This window comes from Streptococcus sp. DD11 (genome assembly GCF_001578865.1).
Classification (GTDB): Bacteria; Bacillota; Bacilli; order Lactobacillales; family Streptococcaceae; genus Streptococcus; species Streptococcus panodentis.
This window is the reverse complement of the sequence record NZ_KQ969394.1, coordinates 155,801-161,679: the sequence shown is the minus strand read 5'-3', so window position 1 is coordinate 161,679 and position 5,879 is coordinate 155,801. Positions and strand designations below refer to the sequence as shown.

At 47.7% G+C, this 5,879-nt stretch carries 6 protein-coding genes and 1 pseudogene; 6 read left to right on the top strand and 1 reads right to left on the bottom strand.

All coding sequences use genetic code 11. The annotated features are described in order from the left end of the window. From STRDD11_RS06705 to rpsO, 3 genes and pseudogenes are all read left to right on the top strand, one after another. Positions 1-201 (top strand): annotated as a pseudogene (locus tag STRDD11_RS06705) (16S rRNA pseudouridine(516) synthase); the annotation flags it as partial. A gap of 156 nt (positions 202-357) precedes the next feature. Beyond that, positions 358-1,050: a potassium channel family protein gene (locus STRDD11_RS06700; protein ID WP_241209347.1), complete on the top strand. Its 693-nt coding sequence runs from the start codon at positions 358-360 to the stop codon at positions 1,048-1,050. Positions 1,051-1,179: 129 nt separating this feature from the next. Next, on the top strand, positions 1,180-1,449 hold the full coding sequence (gene rpsO, locus STRDD11_RS06695; RefSeq protein WP_003026255.1) for a 30S ribosomal protein S15: 270 nt from the start codon (positions 1,180-1,182) through the stop codon (positions 1,447-1,449). A 312-nt stretch (positions 1,450-1,761) separates the two neighbouring features. Here the strand turns inward: rpsO and STRDD11_RS06690 are convergent, their stop codons facing one another. Next, positions 1,762-2,688 (bottom strand): alpha/beta hydrolase family protein, encoded by a 927-nt coding sequence (locus tag STRDD11_RS06690; protein WP_128836623.1) that lies wholly within the window; start codon positions 2,686-2,688, stop codon positions 1,762-1,764. Between the two features lie 294 nt (positions 2,689-2,982). Here STRDD11_RS06690 and STRDD11_RS06685 point away from each other — a divergent pair, with 294 nt between their 5' ends. From STRDD11_RS06685 to STRDD11_RS06675, 3 genes are all read left to right on the top strand, one after another. Then, positions 2,983-3,396, top strand: a complete 414-nt coding sequence (locus STRDD11_RS06685; RefSeq protein ID WP_128836620.1) for a YjdF family protein — start codon at positions 2,983-2,985, stop codon at positions 3,394-3,396. Positions 3,397-3,615: 219 nt separating this feature from the next. Continuing rightward, positions 3,616-4,437 carry an oxidoreductase gene (locus tag STRDD11_RS06680; protein ID WP_061422160.1) on the top strand — a complete coding sequence of 274 codons (822 nt, stop codon included), beginning with the start codon at positions 3,616-3,618 and terminating at the stop codon, positions 4,435-4,437. 26 nt (positions 4,438-4,463) lie between these two features. Then, the gene (locus tag STRDD11_RS06675; protein WP_128836614.1) at positions 4,464-5,438 is read left to right on the top strand and encodes a helix-turn-helix domain-containing protein; all 975 of its coding nucleotides are present in this window, start codon (positions 4,464-4,466) and stop codon (positions 5,436-5,438) included. Positions 5,439-5,879: the final 441 nt, after the last annotated feature.

Sequence of the window (5,879 nt, the reverse complement as noted above, 5' to 3'; positions counted from 1 at the left end):
AGCCGGGTCCGGATTACGATTTCCGAAGGCAAATTTCACCAAGTCAAGCGCATGGTCCAAGCCTGCGGCAAAGAAGTCACGGACCTTCAGCGCGTGAGTATGGGGCCTCTGAAGCTGGAGCCAGAGCTGGCTCTGGGTGTCTATCGCCGCCTGACTTCAGAAGAATTAGAAAGCTTAAGGATTTTCAAAGTCCAGCTGTGAATCCCGCTGCCTGTTTAGAGGTGCGGGATTTTGATTGATTTGTCTGACCGTCCTTGCGTCCGGGCTCAGAATACTCTATAATAAAACTATCAACAACTGAGAGGACGCTATGGACAAAAAAGAGAACTGCTCTTCAATTATGAATGGGGAATCACGGTGCTGGCCCTTTTATCCATCAGTCTGGTGATTCTTGATTTCATTGGACTGCTGGACATCTATGCTGTTCCTTATGTCTGGATTGATGAGGGCATTACCTTGATTTTTGCTGTGGATTATACAGTGGGAATCTATAAAGCCAAGAGGAAATGGGTTTATTTCAAAAAGCATTTTTTTGATTTGCTGGCGATTATTCCTTTTAATCTGCTGTTTGCTTTCTTCCGGCTGGGCAGAATCGTCCGTTTGGTGAAGCTGACCAAGATTTTCCGCCTGATTGGTCTCAGCAGCAAGCTGAGAAAAGTCGTTAAAAAGTTCACAGGAAAAAATGGGATCATGCGTTTTCTATCCATCAATGCCGGCATCATCATTATCAGCAGTGCGATTGTGGCCTATGTTGAGCACCATGCTTTTATCGATGCGGTTTGGTGGTCGGTTGCGACGGTGACCACTGTCGGCTATGGCGATATTGTGCCCAAGACCCTCATAGGAAAGGCAGTCGCTGTAGTGCTGATGTTCAGCGGCATTGGAACTCTGGGCCTTCTGACCACCTCCCTGACCAACTTTTTTATCAGCCGGGAAAACAATACAGGAAATAAACTGGCGAAGATTGAAACGGAATTGGCCCAGCAGAGAGTCATACTGGAAGAAATCAGGAGCCTGCTCAAGCGGCAGTCAGATGACGATCAGACGTGAGCAGAATGATTTGACAAAGCCAGTCCTTCTTGATAGAATAAGAATGTCGCGAAGACAAATAACTTCTTCTTGGTTGCAGGAATTGCCAAGCCTGTCACTCGGATGAAGCGTAAAGAAAAGGAGAAAATCATGGCAATCTCAAAAGAGAAAAAAAATGAAATCATTGCACAATATGCACGTCACGAAGGTGATACTGGTTCTGTTGAAGTTCAGGTAGCAGTCCTGACTTGGGAAATCAACCACCTCAACGAGCACATCAAGGTGCACAAAAAAGACCACGCAACTTACCGTGGCTTGATGAAGAAAATCGGCCGCCGTCGTAACCTTTTGGCTTACCTGCGTAAGAACGATGTCAACCGCTACCGTGAGTTGATCAACTCTCTGGGACTTCGTCGTTAATTCAAGATACAAAGGCCTTTAAAAGCACCAGGCAAAAATAGGAAAATTGACGAAGAAACTTTAGTTTCTAGGAGATTTTATCTTTTTTGCCAAGTGCTTAGGCCGTGTTCAATTGAATATACAAAGTTGAAGCTGCTCTATTATAGAGTAGTTTTTCTTTTTCACTGGAATTTTAGCCCGAGCTCAGATTGGCTCTCTGGTTTCAGAGAGTTTTTTCATTTTCTCGACGCTTTTAGGCCGTGTTTAGTTGAGCGTGCTTTTGTTGGCATAAAGATTGAAAAACAACCCTCTAGTCAGACTAGAGAGTTGTTTTTACTCTTTCAGAAATTCTTGGATAGCAGGGGCTGCGGCAAGGGAAAAGCGTTCATCGATTCGATGTTCGCCGCCTTCTACAGTGACCAGCTCTGCATTTGGAATGGTCTGACTGGCGTCGACGGCATACTGGTAGGGAACAACAGAGTCGTCAGTGCCATGTATAATGAGGGTTGGAGCAGTAATTTTTGCCTGCTCTGCTTGAATATCAATATCCAGGGCATCAATCAGATAAATCTTGCCCAGAGTGGCATTGTGGTGCGTCATGCTGTCAGGCAGCTGGTCCAGGGCTGGGCTTCCCAGATTGCGATAGGTCTCCTTGACATCGTCAAATAGGACAAAGGCTGGAAAGATCAGCAGGAGCTTGTGCACACGGTCGGGGTGGGCAGCTGCATAGAGACTGGCCACCACGCCGCCTTGGCTAGCGCCAAACAAGCTTATTTTCCCCTTGTCTACAAAAGGCTCGGCTCCGAGCTTTTCCATAACCTGTGTCAAGTCTGTGAGCTCAGTTTTGACGGACATATTGAGCATGTCCTGTCCGCCGCTTTTGGAGCGATGGCTGCCTCCGTAAAAGTCAAAGCGATAGACCAGATAGCCCTGCTTGGCCAGCAGCTGGCTGTACAGTTCATATTGCTCAAGGGTGTTGTTGAATCCATGTGCGATGACGATGGTTGGTAAATTTTTATTTTTATAGTCGCGGGGAGCGGTTATCACGCCGTAGAGCTGCCTATCATCGGTTGAGATGCTGTACTCTTCGGACACGATGTCTTCTGTCGGTGTCAGCTCATTGTCGGCTTTTTTCTTATCCGCTGTCTGCGCGCTTTCTTGCTTGGCAGCGGTTTGATTTGGTTTTGCCTGGGCCTGCCAGAAGAGAACAGCCGCTCCAGCCAAGGCTAATAGGATGAGAAAAGTCCAAAAGTATTTCATAACTCTCTCCTTTCAGTATTTGTAGTATTATAGCGGAAATGGCCCTTTTTGACAAGAAAAGAGACTGCAGGCAGCTCACCCTCTTTTATATCTTGACGGCCGTCTCCCTGCGGGTCTCTGATTTTCTTGATTTTTTTGGAAAATCTTGCTAGACTGTAGCTACTAAGATAAAAACACGGTTCTGGTTGGTAGTCCAGACATAGGTTTGTCTCGTTTTCGCGAGGCTGTGAATCCTATCAGTAACCTTCCTCCTTGGGTTGTCCGTTCTTGGGGATTTTTTAAGGAGGTGCTGTCATGGAGAAGGTTTCAATGACGCTGACAGTTTATTTTGACGGGGGCTTTTGGTATGGCCTGTTTGAGCGGGAGCAAGCGCAAGCTTATGCGGTCTGCCGTGTTCCTTTTGGTGCGGAGCCCAGCAATCAGGAAGTGCTGGATTTCCTGCATCAGCATTACCATCAGCTGCGCTTCAGTCCTAGTATCAAGGCAAAGTCTAAGGTCAGGCCGATTAATCCCAAACGCCTGCAGCGGCAGGCTAAGAAGGAGCAGGCGGCCCGGCCTTCCACGAAGTCTCAGGAGGCGCTCAAGCTGCAATGTGAAGAGCAAAAGCAAGCCGCTAAGTCTCGGCGCAGGCAGCAGAAAGAACGGGTCAAGCAGAGAAAATTCGAACGCAAACAGCAAAAACGCTTGGAAAAACACAAGGGACATTGAATCCGTTTTTCCACTGCTTGAAGGCGGTAGGACAGAACTAAATTTTTAAACATTTAGTTCTGTCCCAGCCTTTTTTCTTTAGGATGATTGGAGGCAGGTGCTTTATTTTTACTTGATGGCGTAAATTGTCAAATAACTGTCAGGCATTGTTATGGCTTTGTCAGAAATTCTTCTGTATAATAAATACATCAATCAAATGAAACAAAAGAGGAAATCAACATGTCAAACAAAAAAGTTATCTTGATCACAGGCGCTTCATCAGGAATCGGCTACCAAACAGCAGAACAATTGGCCAAAGAAGGGCACAGCGTCTATGGGGCTGCGCGTCGGGTGGATGCTATGGAACCGCTCAAGGCCTTTGGCGTGACCCCTGTCCGTCTCGATATTACGGATGAAGCTTCTATCAAGGAAGCTCTAGAAACCATCATCGCTAAAGAAGGGCGCATCGATGTCTTGGTCAATAACGCTGGCTACGGGTCATACGGCGCTGTCGAAGATGTAACCATCGAAGAAGCCAAGATGCAGTTTGAAGTCAATATCTTTGGGCTAGCCAGCCTTACCAAGTTAGTCCTTCCTTACATGCGAAAACAAGCGTCAGGTCGCATCATCAACATCGGCTCTATGGGAGGTCGTTTGACCTCTTACTTTGGAGCTTGGTACCATGCGACCAAATACGCCCTTGAAGCCTTCTCAGATGGCTTGCGGATGGAAGTATCAGACTTTGGTATCGACGTGGTCTTGGTAGAGCCAGGCGGCATCAAGACAGACTGGGGCTTTATCGCAGCGGACAAATTGGCCGAGTCAGCCAAAGGTGGCGCCTATGAAGCAGCCGCAACCAAGGCAGCGGAAGGCATGCGCAGCCAATACTCTGGCAACATGATGTCAGATCCTAAGGTCATCTCAAATGCCATCTCAAAAGCGGTCAACAGCCGCCGTCCTAAGACCCGTTACTTGGTCGGCATGGGCGCAAAACCCTTGGTCTTCTTGCACGCTATCCTACCAGACCGTTGGTTTGATGCCCTTATGAAACGGGCTAGCTAATAGCCTGCACTAAAAGAGGAGAAGCCATGCGTCTCAATCTCAGCCAACAATACCTAGAAAATCTCAAGGCCCTTGGATTGGACTTTCAGTCTATCCTCGACCTTGCCCAGTTGCCGGATACCAGCTGGAAAGAGGAGATGACCTTGTCAACTCTGGATTATTACCATCTGCTCACAGCCTTTGACAAGGTGGCTAGCGACGAGCAGATCCTTGCCATGAGCCGGATCAAGGACATCCAGATGTTCATGCCCCCATTCTTTGCGGCTCTGTCCTCAAAAAATGGCCTTGCGGCCATTGAGCATTTCGCAAAATACAAGAAAATCACAGGTCCTATTGTTGTCGGTATCGAAACCTTTGACGACTTGGTACGCGTGAACTACCGTTATGACTATGCTGGTCTGGATCTGCCCCGCTTTGCGGTCCTCAATGAACAGTTGCTCCTGCTGGATCTGATCCGGACAGGCACAGGCGAAGCCATTGCTCCCATCCATGTGGGAACGCCCTTTTCCTATGAAGCAGTTAGTAGAGACGCCTTTGCCTGCCATGTGGAGCAGATGGAGGGCAATGAAATCGTCTTTCGCAAAGCAGACTTAGAGAAGCCCTTTCTCACGGCCAATAATGTCATGCTGGACTACCTGGAACCCCAGCTCAAGGAGCGCTTGGCAGAGGCCATGACCAGTGAGAGCTTCACCGGCGTCGTCCAGCAGAAGCTTTATCAGATGATTCCCAGCGGCACTTTTGGGATCGAGGACATTGCGGCTTCTCTGGGCATCAGCAGCCGGACCCTCCAGCGCAACCTAACCGCAGAAGGCACCAAGTTTAACCAAGAACTGCACAATGTGCAAAAACTTCTGGCCTTTAGCTATTTCAAACAGCCAGAAATCACCACCGACGAGGTCGCCTACCTGCTGGGCTATTCTGAAGTATCTTCCTTCTCTCGCGCCTTCAAGAAATGGACGGGGCAGACTATTACGGAGTATCGGGAAAACATTGATGAATGACAACTTGAAAACCTGTTTATTTAAAATAAAGATGAGAACGAGGCTGAGACAAAAGTTCTTCAGTCTCGCTTTGTTTTGGTAAAAAACTTTTGGCGCGGTAGCTGATTGCTCAAAAGCTCCAGTGGAGCTTTTGAGGTTATAAATAGAGCTTCCGAGAGGAAGCAACAAAAGCATTGCTTTGAGGTTACGGATGAAACATCCGTTAGGATGTGTCAAGACTGTTCGTCTTTTAGACTCCAAAAAGCTCCTGCATTGAGGAAAACTCTGTTTTCCTCATCCCCAACCTCTCCCAGTCCCCCAGACTGTTTTGACACAAACTGCGTTTTTTTTATCTCCAACCTCTCACAGTCCCCCAGACTGTTTTGACACAAACTGCGTTTTTTTTATCTCCAACCTCTCACAGTCCCCCGGACTGTTTTGACACAAACTGCGTTTTTTTTA

Excerpts from the sequence above, each read along its gene's own strand:
- rpsO (WP_003026255.1), top strand. The coding sequence starts at position 1,180 with ATGGCAATCTCAAAAGAGAAAAAAAATGAAATCATTGCACAATATGCA.
- STRDD11_RS06690 (WP_128836623.1), bottom strand. The coding sequence starts at position 2,688 with ATGAAATACTTTTGGACTTTTCTCATCCTATTAGCCTTGGCTGGAGCG.
- STRDD11_RS06685 (WP_128836620.1), top strand. The coding sequence starts at position 2,983 with ATGGAGAAGGTTTCAATGACGCTGACAGTTTATTTTGACGGGGGCTTT.
- STRDD11_RS06680 (WP_061422160.1), top strand. The coding sequence starts at position 3,616 with ATGTCAAACAAAAAAGTTATCTTGATCACAGGCGCTTCATCAGGAATC.
- STRDD11_RS06675 (WP_128836614.1), top strand. The coding sequence starts at position 4,464 with ATGCGTCTCAATCTCAGCCAACAATACCTAGAAAATCTCAAGGCCCTT.